The following is a 15887-nucleotide window of genomic DNA, read 5'->3' as shown; positions in this document are numbered from 1 at the left end:
AGCGCGTACCGGCGCACGTCGCGGTCGTTGGAGGTGAACCCGCCGTCCTTGAACACCGGGTGCGTGAACAGGTTCGTCGTGGCCATCGGGACCTTCAGCCCGGTGCGCTCCAGGGCGTCCTTGAAACGGGAGACGATCGCCGCCCGCTCACCGTCCGTGGAACCGAACGGGATCAGGTCGTCGTCGTGGAAGGTCACACCGTGCGCGCCGAGCTCCGCCAGGCGCTCGACGGACTCGACCGGGTCGAGCGCGGGACGCGTCGCGTCACCGAAGGGGTCGTTACCACGCCAGCCGACAGTCCACAGACCGAAGGTGAACCTGTCCGCGGAGGTGGGGGTGAAGCGATCCGACATGATCTGCCTCTTGATCGACGGGGCCCGGCCAGCTGCACTGCCGACCGACCGATTTGTTTACTCGCAGTACTAATACTCCATTGTTGCGCGCGTCGCTAGACCGTATCTGTGACAGACCGGTCACACGGGCACAACGTGGCAGTCGCGGCCGTGACACGCGGGGTCGGATCAGGGCAGGTCGGTGGGGCAATTCCGTCCTGTCGGGGCGCCTCTGCGTGATTTGTTTTGTGTACGATCAAAATGAGACTCACTGGAACGAGGGCTCACCCCTGACTGGCTAAGGACCCCCCATGAAGTTCACCGACGGCTTCTGGCAGATGCGGGCGGGTGTACACGCCTCGTACGCCACCGAAGTCCGCGATCTGCGCCTCGACGCCGATCACCTCACCGCGTACGCCGCTGTCAAGCGCGTCGAACGGCGCGGCGACACCCTGAACGCACCGCTGATCACGGTGGAGGCCCACTCGCCCGCCGAGGGCGTCATCGGTGTACGCCTCACCCACCTGGCGGGCAAGCGGCGTCCGGGCCCCGACTTCGAACTTCCGGGCGCCTCCAAGGACCTGGCCGTCACCACCCGCACGGAAGGCGCCACCGCTGAACTGACCAGCGGCCCGCTCACCCTGCGTGTGCCGACCGAGGGCGACTTCCGCCTGGAGTTCCTGGACGCGGCCGGCCGGCCCCTCACCTCCGCAGGACGCAAGGGCGCCGCGTTCGCCACCGTCCCGGACGGCGGCCACCACATGGTTGCCCAACTGGCCCTGGGAGTCGGCGAAACCATCCACGGCCTGGGCGAGCGCTTCACCCCGTACGTCAAGAACGGCCAGGTCGTCGACATCTGGCAGGCCGACGGCGGCACCAGCAGCGAACAGGCGTACAAGAACGTCCCGTTCTACCTCTCCTCGCGCGGTTACGGCGTCTTCGTCAACCACCCCGGCAAGGTGTCCTTCGAGGTCGGCTCCGAGGCGGTCGGCCAGGTGCAGTTCAGCGTCGAGGACCAGACGCTGGAGTACTTCGTCGTCGCCGGCCCGACGCCCAAGGACATCCTCGCCCGGTACACCGCGCTCACCGGTCGCCCGGCGCTCCCCCCGGCCTGGTCGTTCGGCCTCTGGCTGACGACGTCCTTCACCACCTCGTACGACGAGGCGACCGTCACCTCGTTCGTCGACGGCATGGCCGAGCGCGGCATCCCGCTGTCCGTCTTCCACTTCGACTGCTTCTGGATGCGCGAGTACCAGTGGTCGGACTTCACGTGGGATCCGAAGACCTTCCCCGACCCGGTCGGCATGCTCGCCAGGCTCGCGGAGAAGGGTCTGCGGATCTGCCTCTGGATCAACCCGTACATCGCTCAGAAGAGCGTCCTGTACGCGGAGGGGGCGGAGAAGGGCTACTTCGTCCGGACCCCGGACGGCGACATCTGGCAGTGGGACAAGTGGCAGGCCGGCATGGCGCTGGTGGACTTCACCAACCCCGAGGCGACGGCCTGGTTCCAGAGCAAGCTCAAGGTCCTGCTCGACCAGGGTGTGGACGGTTTCAAGACCGACTTCGGCGAGCGCATCCCCACGGACGTCGTCTGGCACGACGGCTCCGACCCGGAGCGGATGCACAACTACTACACGCACCTCTACAACAAGGCCGTCTTCGAGCTCCTGGAGAAGGAGCGCGGGCAGGGCGAGGCGGTCCTGTTCGCCCGCTCGGCGACGGCCGGCGGCCAGCAGTTCCCGGTCCACTGGGGCGGCGACTGCTGGTCCTCGTTCGAAGCGATGGCGGAGTCCCTGCGCGGCGGCCTCTCGCTCTCCCTCTCCGGCTTCGGCTTCTGGAGCCACGACATCGGAGGCTTCGAGGGCACCCCCGATCCGGCGGTCTTCAAGCGCTGGCTCGCCTTCGGCCTGCTCTCCTCGCACAGCCGCCTGCACGGCTCCTCCTCCTACCGGGTGCCGTGGGAGTTCGGCGAGGAGGCCGTGGACGTGGCCCGGCAGTTCACGTACCTCAAGCACCGCCTGATGCCGTACCTGTACGGAGCCGCGGTGGAGGCCCACCGCACGGGCATCCCGACGATGCGCCCGATGCTGCTGGAATTCCCCGACGACCCGACCACCCGGACGCTGGACCGGCAGTACCTGCTGGGCCCGGACCTCCTGGTGGCCCCCGTCTTCGGCGAGGACGGCGACGTCGAGTACTACGTGCCCGAAGGCACCTGGACCCACCTCCTGACCGGCGAAACGGTCTCGGGGCCGGCCTGGCGCCGGGAGACCCACGGCTTCGACAGCCTTCCGCTCCTGGTCCGCCCCGGCGCGGTCCTCGCGCTCGGCGCCGACACCTCCCGCCCCGACGGCGACTGGCTGGAGAACCTGGAACTGCGGGTCTTCGCGCCCGAGGGAACCGGCGACTTCGCCCGCACGGTCACCGTCCCGGACCTCACGGGCGCACCCGCCGCCACGTACGAAGTGGTCCGCGAGGGCAACACCATCCGTGTCACGGCGGACACGGACCGTCCGTACACGGTGACGGTCGTGGGCGAGAAGGGCCTGGAGGTGGCCGGGGGCTGAGACCCTTCCCCCGGCGGGCCCGGTCCGGGACGCTTCCACGCGTCGCCCGGCGCGCCTGCCGAGCGGGAGGCATACCGGCCGGCGGAGACGCGCGCGTCTCGTCTCCGCCGGCCGGTCCCGGTTCAGCTGCTCCCGACGGGACGCCCGGAGGCCCGGAGGCCCGGAGGCCCGAGCGCCCGGAGGCCCGGAGGCCCGGAGGCCCGGAGGCCCGGACGCCGGGACTCCTCTGCGGCAACCGGGTCGACGCGTGCGCGGGAACGGGGCCGCTCGGCGAGGTGGCTGGGCTGCTGAGGCAGTCCGGAATGCGAGGGTGGGCCGGCGGGTTTGCACCCTTCGCGGCACACGGCGCGATCAGCGCAGAGACCGCGACCGGCGCAGAGACACAGAGAGCGGGCAGCACCCATGGGCGAGTTGATCCTGATCCGGCACGGCGAGACCGAGTGGTCGCGGTCCGGGCAGCACACGAGTTACACCGATCTGCCCCTGACCTCCCTCGGCGAGCGCCAGGCCCGCGCTCTCGTTCCGCTCCTCGCCGAGCGGAAGATCGGGCTCACCCTGGTCAGCCCGGCCCTGCGGGCCCGGCGCACCGCGGAGCTCGCCGGGCTTGCCGCACCTCGCGTCACACCCGAGCTGCACGAATGGGACTACGGCGGGTACGAGGGCGTGACCACGGTCGAGATCCGCCGCACGCGGCCCACCTGGAATCTGTGGACCGACGGGGTCGCGCCCGGCCCCGAGGCGCATCCCGGGGAGACGCCGGCGGAGGTGGGGGAGCGGGCCGACCGGGTGCTCGCCGAGGTCCGGGCCGCCGCCGGGACGGCGGGGGACGCGGACGTCGCCCTCGTCGCGCACTCCCACTTCCTGCGCGTGCTCACCGCCCGCTATCTGGGGCTGACCCCGGCCGAGGGCACACTGTTCCAGCTCGCCACGGGGGCCGTCTCACGCCTCGGGACCGAGCACGGGAACCCGGTCATCACCGCCTTGAACCTTGCCCTTCCCGAGAGCCTCTTCCACGCGGCCCTGCCGGAGCCGCGCGAACAGGACTGACCACAGGATCCCGCGCCCCGGGCCGACCGGAGGATCCCGCCACCCGGACGACCGGCCCGCCGACGCCGAGCCGCCAGGGGCGTGCCGGGGCATGCCGGGGCGGTCCCGGTGGCGCGAACCCACCGGTCCGGCGCTCCGAAACCCGCGTGACGTCAGGCGTTTACAGGTAATCGGCCCCGCGCTACCCTCCCGCAGTGAAAGTGGGAGCGCTCCCAAGCTCCGTAAGCTCCGCTTCGCGCTCCGTGTTCGTCCACCCGCACGCTCGCCCCACCGAAAGCGAAGGGACGTACATCGTGAACCATCCGTCGAGCCGCCGATTAGCGGCCGGGAGCCGGATCCTCGCCACCACGCGTGGCAGAGCCCTCCTCCTCACCCTCCTCGCCCTGCTCACGACCATCCCCGCCCTCGGCCTCGTGGTCACCGCCGGGGGCTCCGCGCAGGCGCACGGTACGCCCATGAAGCCGGGCAGCCGCACCTTCCTGTGCTGGCAGGACGCCCTGACCGAGACCGGCGAGATCAAGCCGACCAACCCCGCCTGCGCGGGCGCCGCGCAGCAGAGCGGGACGACCCCGTTCTACAACTGGTTCTCCGTGCTCCGCTCGGACGGCGGCGGGCGCACCCGGGGCTTCGTGCCCGACGGGGAGCTGTGCAGCGGCGGGAACCCCAACTTCACCGGGTTCAACCAGGCCCGCGACGACTGGCCGCTCACCCATCTGACCTCGGGCGCGACCGTCGACTTCGCCTACAACGCCTGGGCCGCGCACCCCGGCTGGTTCTACGTCTACATCACCAAGGACGGCTTCGACCCGACGCAGACACTCACCTGGGACGACATGGAGGACACCCCCTTCCTCACCGTCGACCACCCGCCGCTGAACGGGAGCCCGGGCACCGTCGAGGCCAACTACTCCTGGTCCGGAGCGCTTCCGTCCGGTAAGGACGGCCGCCACATCATCTACATGGTCTGGCAGCGTTCCGACAGCCAGGAGACCTTCTACTCCTGCTCCGACGTCGTCTTCGACGGCGGCAACGGCGAGGTGACGGGCGTCAAGGACCCGACCACCCCGACCGAGCCGCCGCCCGGCCTCTGCTCCGCCACCAACCGCACCACCAACACCTGGAACGGTGGCTACCAGTCGGAGGTGACCGTCACCAACACCGGCGATGTGCCGATGCTCGGCTGGATGGTCGGCTGGAAGCAGCCGGACGGCCAGAGTGTCGACAGTCTCTGGAACGGCGCGATGACCGTGCAGGGACAGGACGTGATGGTTCACAACGTGGACTGGAACGGATCGCTGGATCCGGGTGAGTCCTCGACGTTCGCCTACGTCTCCTCCGGCGGGGAGCCCGATCCGACGACGGAGTTCGCCTGCACCGTGGGATGAGGCGTCGGGGATGAAGCACCGTGGCGCGTGTACCGCGGGACGAATGCCCGGCGGCATGGACGCACCGCGGCGTGAATGAGGGAACGGAACGAAGGAACGGCCGGTACCCCACCACGGGGTACCGGCCGTTCCACGGAGCGGAGAGGTCAGGAGATCAGCTCCACCTCCGCGAGCGTCCCCTCACCGTCCGGCACCAGACGGTAGTGCGCGTACGTACCCGTGGTGGCCACCGAGAAGGCCCGTGTCTGCCGGTCCCACGCGAACGACTGCGCCGACCGCTTGTCGAGCTCCTTCCACGTGGTGCCGTCCGACGAGCCCTGCAGGACCCAGCCCGTCGGAGCCTTCGCCGCGGCGCCCGACGTCAGCGTGTACTGGACCGCCTCCGTCGCCGCCCCGACCGGCAGCTCCACCGGGCCGGCCACCGTCGCGGTCGTGGCCGAGGTGTTGTCGAACAGGGCGCCCGCGCCCTTCAGCACGTCCGCCTTCGGCGACGGCACCTCGTCGTCCGTGGTGATCGAGGCCGGCGCCGCGTCCTTGCCCGTGCCCCACGACGAGGGCCGGGCTCCCATGTCGAAGTCCAGCACGCCGCCCTTGGCCAGCAGGTCGTGCGGCAGGGACGTCGAGGTCCACTTCTTGCCGTTGACCTTCAGGCCCTGCACGTAGATGTTCTTCGCGCTGTTCTTCGGTGCCTTCACGACCAGGTCGCGGCCGTTCTCCAGATGGACCGTGGTCTTCGTGAAGAGCGGGGAGCCGATCGCGTACTCGCCGCCGCCCATCACGAGCGGGTAGAAGCCGAGCGAGGAGAAGAGGTACCAGGCCGACTGCTCGCCGTTGTCCTCGTCGCCGTGGTAGCCCTGGCCGATCGCACTGCCCGTGTAGAGGCGGCCGAGGACCTCGCGGACCTTCTCCTGCGTCTTCCAGGGCTGCGAGGCCGCGTCGTACATGTAAGCGACGTGGTGCGCGACCTGGTTGCTGTGGCCGTACTGTCCCATCCGTACGTCGCGCGCCTCCGTCATCTCGTGGATGACGCCGCCGTACGAGCCGACGAATTCGGGACCGGCCGTCTCCGGCGTGGTGAAGTACGTGTCGAGCTTCTTCGCCAGGCCGTCGCGCCCGCCGTACAGGTTCGCCAGACCGCGGCTGTCCTGCGGGGCGGTGAACGCGTAGCCCCAGCCGTTCGTCTCCGTGTAGTCGTAGCCCCAGATCCGCGGGTCGTACGCGTCGGAGGCGACTCGCCAGTCCCCCTTGGCGTCCTTGCCCTGGAAGAAGCCGGCCTCGCTGTCGAAGAGGCGGACGTAGTTGCGGGCGCGGTTCAGGAAGTACGCGGACTCCTCCTTGTACCGCTCCTTCTTCGTCTTCGCGTAGAGCGCCCGGCCCATCTGCGCGATGCCGTAGTCGTTGAGGTAGCCCTCCAGGGACCAGGACAGGCCCTCGTGCGTGGAGGTGTTCGCGTAGCCCGTGAACGGGGACGTCTCCATGCCCTTGCGGCCGACGCCCGAGGACGGCGGGACCACGGTGGCGTTCTTCAGGGCCGCGTCGTACGCCGCCTCGGCGTCGAACTTCACGCCCTTGACGTAGGCGTCCGCGAACGCGACGTCCGACGACGTGCCGGTCATCAGGTCGGCGTAGCCGGGGGACGACCAGCGGGAGATCCAGCCGCCGTCCTTGTACTGCTGGACGAAGCCGTCCACCATCTCGCCGGCCTTGTCCGGCGTGAGGAGGGAGTACGCGGGCCACGTCGTCCGGTAGGTGTCCCAGAAACCGTTGTTGACGTACACCTTGCCGTCGACGATCTTCGCGCCCGTGTGGGTCGGGGTGTCGGAGCCGACCTGCGGGGAGAAGGGGCTGGCGTACTTGTCCTTGCCGTCGACCTTCTCGAAGCCCGAGTTCGGGTACAGGTACAGCCGGTACAGGCTGGAGTACAGGGTGGTCAGCTGGTCGCCCGTGGCGCCCTCGACCTCCACCTTGCCCAGGATGTCGTCCCAGGCCCGCTGGGCGGCGTCCTCGACCCGGCCGAAGGAGCGGGAGGCGGGGATCTCGGCAGCGAGGTTCCGCTTCGCCTGGTCGACGCTGATCAGTGACGTCGCGAGGCGCAGCCCGACCGTGCGGTCCTTGCCCGCGTCGAAGCGGAGGTAGCCCGTGACGTCGTCGCCACCGCCGCCGGACAGCTTGCCGCTCGCGGTGACCGGTGCGTCGAAGACGCCGTGGACGAAGAGCCGGGTGGCGCCGGTCGAGCCGCCGCTCTTCACGTCGGAGAAGCCGGTGAAGGAGCTGTTCTCCGGGTCGAGGGTGAGCCCGCCGTCGTTGGAGACGTTGTCGAAGACGATGCTCGCGTCGTCACCGGGGAAGGTGAACCTCATCCGGGCGGCGTGGTCGGACGGTGTCATCTCGGCCTTGAGGCCGTTGTCGAACGTCACACCGTAGTAGTGCGGCTTCGCCGTCTCGTTCTCGTGGTGGAACGGCAGCGCGCGCGCCGTACGGGAGGCGTCCGGGGTGCCGGAAGCCGCCGACGGCATCAGCTGGAAGGTCTGCCGGTCGCCCATCCAGGGGCTCGGCTCATGGCTGGCGCTGAACGCCTGGAGGGTGGGCAGGTTGTCGTCGTTGTTGCCGCGCGCGTAGTCGTACAGCCAACTGGTCGATCCGGCGTTGGTGACCGGCGTCCAGAAGTTGAAGCCGTTCGGGACCGCGGTGGCGGGGAAGTTGTTGCCGCGCGAGAAGCCACCGCTGGAGTTGGTGCCACGGACCGTCGACGCGTAGTCGGACAGGTGCGCGCGGCGCTTCTCGGGTGCCTTCGGGGCGATCTCGATGTCGTCGATCCAGCCCTGGAACTTCGCCGGGCCCTTGGGAGAGTCGTACGCCACCAGGATCCGGGCCACGGTCTTGCCCGCCGCGACCGTGCCGATCGTCGACTCGACCTTGTTCCACTGGTTGACGTACAGCCGCTTCGCGTCGGCCTGCCCCTGCGGGGTCAGTGGGCCGCCGTTGCTGTCGGTGGCCCCCAGATCGCTCAGATACGTGCCGTCCGTGAACGCCAGGTCCACCGAGACGTGCGTCGCCGGGTAGGAGAGGTCCGTCTCGCCCATCTGCGGATAGACCAGATAGGAGAGCGCGGTGTCGCGGGTGACAGCCGTGTTCACGTCGAAGACCTTGTTGTACGAGTACGCCCGGCCGTCCGCCTTGTGCGTGCCGGCGTACCGCAGGGCCTTTTGGCCCGTGAAGCCCGCGCCCGCCTTGGCGGTGGGGGAGCCGGAGGGGCCGCGGTCGGGCCGGCTGCGCATCGAGTCGGGTGCCGGGGCCGAGACGTCGCCGTCGGAGAACTGGACGTCGGCGAGCTGGGTCGCGTCCGAGGCGCCGTTGTTCTTCGTGATCCGCAGGCGGTAGTGCGGGTACGCGGTGTCAGCGGCGATATCGTACGACTTCGTCTGGAACCGCTCGGTGAACGTCTGGCCCGTCCGGGAGTCGAGGTCCTTCCAGTCCTGGCCGTCGGCGGAGCCCTGCAGGGTCCAGTCCTTCGGGTCGCGCTCGTCGTGGTCATTGGCCGACGTCAGCGCGTATGTCACGACCTTCACCGGTTCGGTGAGGTCGAACTCGACCCAGGCGGTGGGCTCGAAGGTCAGCCATTTGGTGCCGGACTCCCCGTCGATCAGGTTCTCCTTCACCTCCCCGCCGCCGGTGTTCTCGGCGCTGGCGCGGACATCCGTCACCTTGTCGGTGACATTGCCCGGAATTCCTGTGGAGAAGCCGCCATCGACACCCGATGACCGCTTCTTTCCGTCAGGGCCTTCTTCGACGGTGTTGAGCCAGTCCGGCTGCTTTTCGTCTGTTTCGAAGGATGAGCTGAATGTCCGTTCCGCCGAAGAGGAATGGCCCTTTCCGTTTGATTCGGCCGACTGTGCGGCGGCCATGCCGGGGGCTGTCACGACGAGAACCAGTGAAGCCGCGATCAACGCGGCCGTACGGCTCCGTCTGCTGCGGGATCCGTGTCGGGGCTGCATGCCGAGCCATTCCTCCCGAGGAAGTGCGCTGGACAACGTTGTCATGAAGATGCGCAGGGTCCAGTAGGGAGCCAAGTGTCGCGATGTGTCAAGGGTGTTGCGTGTGAATCACCGGTCGAATCGACCGTAATGCGGGAATCGTTATACCCGGGCCGAGGCGTGCGGGATCCAGGTTTCCGCGAGGTCTCAACTCGGGAAAGACTCCTGTTCAACCTTGCATTCGATCTTGCTCAGTCGGCCGGGAGTGGACTATACCTGTCGGCGTCCGCACCGCTTTTTTTCCGGCGGCCCGGACCAGGGGGACGGGGGAAACGGTCAAGGAGCGCACGCTACGCGTATCCGTTGTCCGATCTTCCTGAAGCCCCTCACTGCATGTGGCTAGCCTGAAATCAGCACGACCCAAGCGCAACTGAACGCGGTGGCGGGGCCCTTCGCCTGAGGCGAGTTTCGACGGGCGACCGGTACACACCGCCTGAGTCCTGGAGAAGGCGAGGACTTGAGCATGGGATCCACCTCCGCCCACAAGAATGAGGGCCTCGGCCGTCGCGATGTGATCAAGCGATCTGCCGCACTCGGTCTGATCTCCGTCCCGACGATGGGCTTCCTGTCGTCGTGTGCGAGCAGTGACAGCAGCAGCGACAAGAAGGTCGAGAAGGGCAAGACCAGCAAGGCGAACCCGCTCGGCGTCAACGAGACGGCTCCGCTCGAAGTCGTCATCTTCGACGGCGGCTTCGGCCAGCAGTACGCGATCGACGCGGAGAAGAAGTACAACGAAGCGTTCCCGAAGGCGCCGAAGGTCAAGCACGCCGGAACGCAGAAGATCCAGTCGCAGCTGCAGCCGCGCTTCAACGGCGGCACCCCGCCGGACCTGATCGACAACTCCGGTGCCGAGCAGATGGACATGGGTGTCCTGGTCGGCAAGAAGCAGCTGCTGGACCTGACGCCGCTGATGGACGCCCCGTCCATCGACGACCCGAGCAAGAAGGTCCGCGACACGCTGCGTCCGGGTGTGCTGGAGATGGGCCAGTTCGACGGCGACCCGGTCTGGATCATGTACTACGCGTACACCGTGTACGGCGTCTGGTACTCGCAGACCGCGCTCGACAACCTCGACGCGCAGTACCCCGAGAACTGGGACGACATGCTCGCCCTCTGCGCGAAGGCGAAGAAGAAGGGCATCGCCGGCTGGACGTACGCCGGCAAGTACCCGTACTACCTGCCGTTCTCGCTCTACCCGTTCATCGCCAAGATCGGCGGCCGGGAGGTTCTCGACAGGATCGACAACCTGGAGCCGAACGCCTGGAAGGACCCCGCGGTCAAGGCGGCGTTCGAGGCGTACTACGAGCTGTACCAGAAGGGGTACATCCTCAAGGGCACCCCCGGACTGACCCACATCCAGTCGCAGACCGAGTGGACCAAGGGCAAGGCGCTCTTCATCCCGAACGGTTCGTGGGTGGAGAACGAGGCGGCGCCGACCACGCCCAAGGACTTCAAGATGATGGTCGCGGCGCCGTCCGGCCTGGACTCGTCCGACAAGCTGCCGTTCGGCACCATCTGGGCCTCCGGCGGCGAGCCCTTCATCGTCCCGGCCAAGGCGAACAACCCCGAGGGCGGCATGGAGCAGCTGCGCATCATGCTCTCCGAGGAGTCCTCGAAGAACTTCACCAAGCAGGTCAAGTCGCTCAGCGCCTTCAACGGCGGCACCGACGGCCTGACCCTGTCCACGGCCATGCAGGCCGGTGTCGACGCGCTGAAGAAGGCCGGCGACAACGTGGTGAACCCGCGCCTGCAGGACTGGTACGCCAAGCTCCAGAAGGAGCAGATCGGTACCGCCGGCATCGGCGAGATGATGGCCGGTCGCGCGACCCCGGCGGAAGCCATCAAGAAGATCCAGGCCTTCGCCGACGAGGCGGCCAAGAACCAGTCCATCAAGCACTACAAGCACCAGTGAGCAACCGTCACCAGCGGCGGCACCCGCGGAAAGATCGGGGTCGGTAAACGATGCAGCACGGCAAGTACCGTTTCATCGTGGGGTTCTTGGTGGTCCCACTGGCGTTGTACGCGGTCTTCGTCATCTGGCCGTTCATCCAGTCCATCTATTACTCGTTCACGGACTGGACCGGCCTGAGCCCGGACTTCAAGGTGGTCGGGTTCGACAACTACACGAGGATGCTGAAGGACGACATCTTCTGGAAGTCGTTGCAGCACAGTGTACTGCTGGTGCTGCTGCTGCCGCTGGTGACGCTGGGTCTGGCGCTGTTCTTCGCCTTCATGCTCAATGTCGGGGGCCGGCGTCGCAAGAACGCCGCGATCTCCGGCGTGCGCGGGTCGAGTTTCTACAAGATCGCGTATTTCTTCCCGCAGGTGCTCTCGATCGTCATTGTCGCCCTGCTCTTCCAGTTCGCCTTCAACCCGCGCAGCGGCATGCTGAACGCGACGCTGAAGGGAATCGGTCTGGGATCCATCCAGCCGGACTGGCTGGGTGACCCGAACCTCGCGCTCGTCTGTGTCATGGCCGTGCTGGTCTGGTCGACGGTCGGTTTCTTCGTCGTCCTCTTCTCGGCCGGGATGGCGTCCATTCCGAAGGACTTCTACGAGGCGGCGCTCCTCGACGGCGCCAACCGCTTCACGACGTTCTTCCGGATCACGCTGCCGCTGCTCTGGGACACGGTGCAGTCGGGCTGGGTCTACATGGGCATCCTGGCCCTCGGCGTGGAGGCGTTCACCGCCGTACAGGTCATGACCGTGGGCCCCGGTGGCCCCGACTACTCGACCACGGTCCTTCCCCTGTACGTGTACCAGACGGCCTTCCGCGACGGGCAGGCCGGATACGCGACGACGATCGGCGTGGGACTCCTCGTCGTCACCATGGCCTTCGCCGCCATCGTGCTGCGACTGGGCCGGCGCGAACGGCTGGAGTTCTGATGCGGCGATCGACGGGAGACGGCCCCCGGACCCCCAGCAGGCACCACCGGTCGGCCTCCGCGCCCGGCTCGACAGTACGAGGTGAGTACACGTGAAGACCACTGACACCGCTCCCGCGGCCCCGGAGGCGGACCCGGCCCCCGTGTCCAAGGAGCCCGCGCCGGCCGCCGAGGCGAAGAGCGGCGAGGGCCACGTCCTCAACGTCTTCTCGCACGGTGTGCTGATCATCTGGGCGATCCTGGTCGTCCTGCCGCTGCTGTGGGCGGTGATGTCGTCGTTCAAGACCGACGACTCGATCCTGTCGACGCCGTGGGCGCTGCCGGACCAGCTGCACCTCGACAACTGGTCGCGCGCCTGGAGCCAGGCGCACATGAGCGACTACTTCTTCAACACCGTCGTGGTGGTGGGCTGCTCGCTCGTCGGCACGCTGCTGCTCGGGTCGATGGCGGCGTACGTCCTGGCGCGGTTCGACTTCCCAGGCAACCGCTTCATCTACTACCTGTTCATCGGCGGGATGAGCTTCCCGATCATCCTGGCGCTGGTCCCGCTGTTCTTCGTCATGAACAACGTGGGCCTGCTGAACACGCGGCACGGACTGATCCTGGTCTACATCGCGTACTCGCTGCCGTTCACCGTCTTCTTCCTCACCTCGTTCTTCCGGACGCTGCCCAGCTCGGTGGCGGAAGCGGCGATGCTCGACGGGGCCTCGCACACCCGGACGTTCTTCCAGGTGATGCTGCCGATGGCGAAGCCCGGCCTGATCAGCGTCGGTATCTTCAACTTCCTCGGGCAGTGGAACCAGTACATGCTGCCGACGGTGCTCAATACCGATCCGGGCCACCGGGTGCTCTCGCAGGGGCTGGTCGAGCTGGCCAACAGCCAGGGGTACAAGGGGGACTGGTCCGGTCTCTTCGCCGGACTGGTGATGGCGATGCTGCCGGTCCTCGCGGCCTACATCGTCTTCCAGCGCCAGGTGGTGGCGGGCCTCACCGCGGGTGCGCTGAAGTAGCGCCCGTCCCTCCTGCGCACGGACGAACCGCCCACCGGCCGAGCGCCGGTGGGCGGTTCGTCCGTGCGGCCGTCCCGGCGCGGCCACTGCTCATCCGAGGCTTCGCATGCTCAAGGTCTTGACGAGGAGTGCCCCAAAACGCTCAGCTTAGAGTTCACATGTTAGAGAAAACGGCAGGAGTGAGAGAGTCGATGGAGACTCCGGGGTCGCAGACATCACTGCATCGCGCCAACCTTGAGCGGGTCGTACGCGCGGTACGCATGGCCGGTTCGCTCACCCAGGCGGAGATCGCGCGGAGCACCGGCCTGTCGGCGGCCACCGTCTCCAACATCGTTCGTGAACTGAAGGACGGCGGCACCGTCGAGGTGACCCCCACGTCCGCCGGGGGCCGCCGGGCCCGCAGCGTCTCGCTCAGCGGCGACGCGGGCATCGTGATCGGCGTCGACTTCGGGCACACGCACCTGAGGGTGGCGGTCGGCAACCTCGCCCACCAGGTGCTGGCCGAGGAGTCCGAGCCGATGGATGTCGACGCCTCGGCGGCGGAGGGGTTCGGACGGGCGGAGCGGCTGGTCAACCGGCTGATCGAGACGACCGGGATCGGCCCGGACAAGGTGATCGGGGTCGGCCTCGGTGTTCCCGGCCCGATCGACGTCGAGTCCGGCACGCTGGGCTCCACGTCGATCCTGCCGGGCTGGACGGGCATCAACCCCAGCGACGAACTCGCGGGCCGCCTCGGCGTGCCCGTCTACGTCGACAACGACGCCAACCTCGGGGCGCTCGGCGAGCTGGTCTGGGGGAGCGGCCGAGGGGTCAGGGATCTCGCCTACATCAAGGTCGCCAGCGGTGTCGGCGCCGGTCTGGTGATCGACGGGCACATCTACCGGGGACCGGGCGGCACGGCCGGCGAGATCGGGCACATCACGCTCGACGAATCGGGCCCGGTGTGCCGCTGCGGCAACCGGGGGTGCCTGGAGACGTTCACGGCCGCACGGTACGTCCTGCCGCTGCTCCAGCCCAGTCACGGGCCCGACCTGACCATGGAACGGGTGGTCCAGCTGGGCCGCGGCGGCGATCCGGGATGCCGCCGGGTGATCGGGGACGTCGGGCGGTACATCGGCAGCGGTGTGGCCAACCTCTGCAATCTGCTCAACCCCAGCAGGGTGGTGCTCGGCGGATCGCTCGCCGAGGCGGGCGAGTTGGTGCTCGCGCCGATCCGCGACTCGGTCTCCCGCTATGCCATCCCCAGTGCCGCCAGGCAGCTGTCGGTGCTGCCCGGGGCGCTCGGCGGCCGGGCCGAGGTGCTGGGCGCGCTGGCCCTCGTGCTGAGCGAGATGGGGGATTCAACCCTTTTGGAAAGCACGCTGTCGACGGCCTCCCCTGCCTTCACTTAGATAATGAATGGCACCGTTGTCATCTCGTTAAGAATTTACTCCTTGACGCTGGCGTCACGGCCGAGTTGACTTCCAGCCACCTCGGCCGCACCGTCGCGGCCTCGTCAGGGAGGCACACCCGAAATGAACGCAACGACGCGACGCATCGTCATAGGCACGGCCGCCCTTTCCATGGCCGTCTCCCTCGCCGCCTGTGGCAAGGCGGGCGATGATGGAAAGGGCGACTCCGGCGGCGACAAGAAGACCATCGGTCTGCTGCTCCCGGAGAACAAGACCACGCGTTACGAAACGTTCGACCGCCCGATCATCGAGGCGAAGATCACCGCGCTCTGCGCCGACTGCAAGGTCAAGTACAACAACGCCGCGCAGGACAGCGAGACCCAGAAGAAGCAGTTCGACGCACTGGTCACCCAGGGCGTCAAGGTCATCATCCTGGACTCCGTGGACTACAAGGCCACCAAGTCCTGGGTGCAGCAGGCGGAGAAGAAGGGCGTCAAGGTCGTCGCGTACGACCGGCTCGCCGAGGGTCCGATCTCCGCGTACGTGTCGTACGACAACGAGAAGATCGGCCGGCTGCAGGGTGAGGCCCTGGTCAAGGCGCTCGGCGCCAAGGCCAAGGACAGCAACGTGGTGATGATCAACGGCTCGCCGACCGACCCGAACGCCCCGTTCTTCAAGAAGGGCGCCCACACCGTCCTGGACACCCAGGTCAAGAAGGTCGTCTACGAGCAGGACATCCCGGAGTGGGCCCCGGAAGAGGCCAACAAGAAGATGAACGCCGCCATCGACTCCCTGGGCAAGGACGGCTTCCAGGGCGTCTACTCCGCCAACGACGGCATGGCGGGCGGCATCATCACCGCTCTCAACACCCGGGGCCTCAAGGTCCCGGTCGGCGGCCAGGACTCCGAGCTCGCCGGTCTCCAGCGCATCCTCAAGGGCGACCAGGCCTTCTCGATCTACAAGCAGATCAAGCCGGAGGCCGAGACGACCGCCGAGATCGCGGTCAAGCTCCTCAAGGGCGAGTCGTTCGAGTCCCTGACGCCGACCAAGGTCGACAGCCTCTCGGGCGAGTTCAAGGGAACCCCGTCCAAGCTGTACGACGCGCAGATCGTGACCAAGGAGAACATCGCCTCCACGATCATCGCGGACAAGGTCTACAAGGCCGAGGAGATCTGCACCCCCGAGTACAAGGCGGCCTGCGAGGCAGCCGGCATCAAGTAGCACCCGCGGGCAGCA

Annotated in this window: 9 protein-coding genes and 1 pseudogene; 8 read left to right on the top strand and 2 right to left on the bottom strand. The window is 67.9% G+C overall.

Going from position 1 to position 15887, the window contains the following annotated elements; translation table 11 throughout:
• A pseudogene (locus ACFVUT_RS13535) lies at positions 1 to 353 on the bottom strand (xylose isomerase); the annotation flags it as partial.
• Positions 354 to 643: 290 nt separating this feature from the next.
• On the opposite strand from ACFVUT_RS13535, the gene yicI reads away from it, so the two are divergent.
• The 3 genes from yicI to ACFVUT_RS13520 all read left to right on the top strand — a co-directional run bounded on the left by yicI (position 644) and on the right by ACFVUT_RS13520 (position 5331).
• The gene (gene yicI, locus ACFVUT_RS13530) at positions 644 to 2899 is read left to right on the top strand and encodes an alpha-xylosidase (RefSeq protein ID WP_389660429.1); all 2256 of its coding nucleotides are present in this window, start codon (positions 644 to 646) and stop codon (positions 2897 to 2899) included.
• Positions 2900 to 3301: 402 nt separating this feature from the next.
• A complete protein-coding gene (locus tag ACFVUT_RS13525; RefSeq protein ID WP_389660427.1) occupies positions 3302 to 3946 on the top strand; it encodes a histidine phosphatase family protein in 645 nt (214 codons plus the stop codon).
• A 293-nt stretch (positions 3947 to 4239) separates the two neighbouring features.
• Positions 4240 to 5331: a lytic polysaccharide monooxygenase gene (locus tag ACFVUT_RS13520; RefSeq protein WP_389660425.1), complete on the top strand. Its 1092-nt coding sequence runs from the start codon at positions 4240 to 4242 to the stop codon at positions 5329 to 5331.
• Positions 5332 to 5477: 146 nt separating this feature from the next.
• On the opposite strand, the gene ACFVUT_RS13515 is transcribed toward ACFVUT_RS13520, so the two are convergent.
• Positions 5478 to 9326 carry a GH92 family glycosyl hydrolase gene (locus tag ACFVUT_RS13515; RefSeq protein WP_389660423.1) on the bottom strand — a complete coding sequence of 1283 codons (3849 nt, stop codon included), beginning with the start codon at positions 9324 to 9326 and terminating at the stop codon, positions 5478 to 5480.
• A 502-nt stretch (positions 9327 to 9828) separates the two neighbouring features.
• Here ACFVUT_RS13515 and ngcE point away from each other — a divergent pair.
• The 5 genes from ngcE (at position 9829) to ACFVUT_RS13490 (ending at position 15872) form a co-directional block, all read left to right on the top strand.
• A complete protein-coding gene (gene ngcE, locus ACFVUT_RS13510; protein ID WP_389660421.1) occupies positions 9829 to 11277 on the top strand; it encodes an N-acetylglucosamine/diacetylchitobiose ABC transporter substrate-binding protein in 1449 nt (482 codons plus the stop codon).
• 50 nt (positions 11278 to 11327) lie between these two features.
• Positions 11328 to 12251 (top strand): carbohydrate ABC transporter permease, encoded by a 924-nt coding sequence (locus ACFVUT_RS13505; protein WP_389660419.1) that lies wholly within the window; start codon positions 11328 to 11330, stop codon positions 12249 to 12251.
• Between the two features lie 91 nt (positions 12252 to 12342).
• Positions 12343 to 13260, top strand: coding sequence for a carbohydrate ABC transporter permease (locus tag ACFVUT_RS13500; protein WP_389660417.1), 918 nt, complete (start codon positions 12343 to 12345; stop codon positions 13258 to 13260).
• A 191-nt stretch (positions 13261 to 13451) separates the two neighbouring features.
• On the top strand, positions 13452 to 14651 hold the full coding sequence (locus tag ACFVUT_RS13495) for an ROK family protein (protein WP_389660415.1): 1200 nt from the start codon (positions 13452 to 13454) through the stop codon (positions 14649 to 14651).
• 123 nt (positions 14652 to 14774) lie between these two features.
• On the top strand, positions 14775 to 15872 hold the full coding sequence (locus ACFVUT_RS13490; RefSeq protein WP_389660412.1) for a substrate-binding domain-containing protein: 1098 nt from the start codon (positions 14775 to 14777) through the stop codon (positions 15870 to 15872).
• The last annotated feature ends 15 nt before the right edge of the window (positions 15873 to 15887 follow it).

The organism is Streptomyces sp. NPDC058051, assembly GCF_042885475.1.
Taxonomy (GTDB): domain Bacteria; phylum Actinomycetota; class Actinomycetes; order Streptomycetales; family Streptomycetaceae; genus Streptomyces.
The sequence above is the reverse complement of the archived record's forward strand: the minus strand, read 5'-3'. Positions and strand labels throughout refer to the sequence as shown.

What these genes read in the sequence shown, in the direction of transcription:
- ACFVUT_RS13515 (WP_389660423.1), bottom strand. Translation starts at nt 9,326, where the DNA reads ATGCAGCCCCGACACGGATCCCGCAGCAGACGGAGCCGTACGGCCGCG.
- ACFVUT_RS13505 (WP_389660419.1), top strand. Translation starts at nt 11,328, where the DNA reads ATGCAGCACGGCAAGTACCGTTTCATCGTGGGGTTCTTGGTGGTCCCA.
- ngcE (WP_389660421.1), top strand. Translation starts at nt 9,829, where the DNA reads ATGGGATCCACCTCCGCCCACAAGAATGAGGGCCTCGGCCGTCGCGAT.
- ACFVUT_RS13525 (WP_389660427.1), top strand. Translation starts at nt 3,302, where the DNA reads ATGGGCGAGTTGATCCTGATCCGGCACGGCGAGACCGAGTGGTCGCGG.
- yicI (WP_389660429.1), top strand. Translation starts at nt 644, where the DNA reads ATGAAGTTCACCGACGGCTTCTGGCAGATGCGGGCGGGTGTACACGCC.
- ACFVUT_RS13495 (WP_389660415.1), top strand. Translation starts at nt 13,452, where the DNA reads ATGGAGACTCCGGGGTCGCAGACATCACTGCATCGCGCCAACCTTGAG.
- ACFVUT_RS13490 (WP_389660412.1), top strand. Translation starts at nt 14,775, where the DNA reads ATGAACGCAACGACGCGACGCATCGTCATAGGCACGGCCGCCCTTTCC.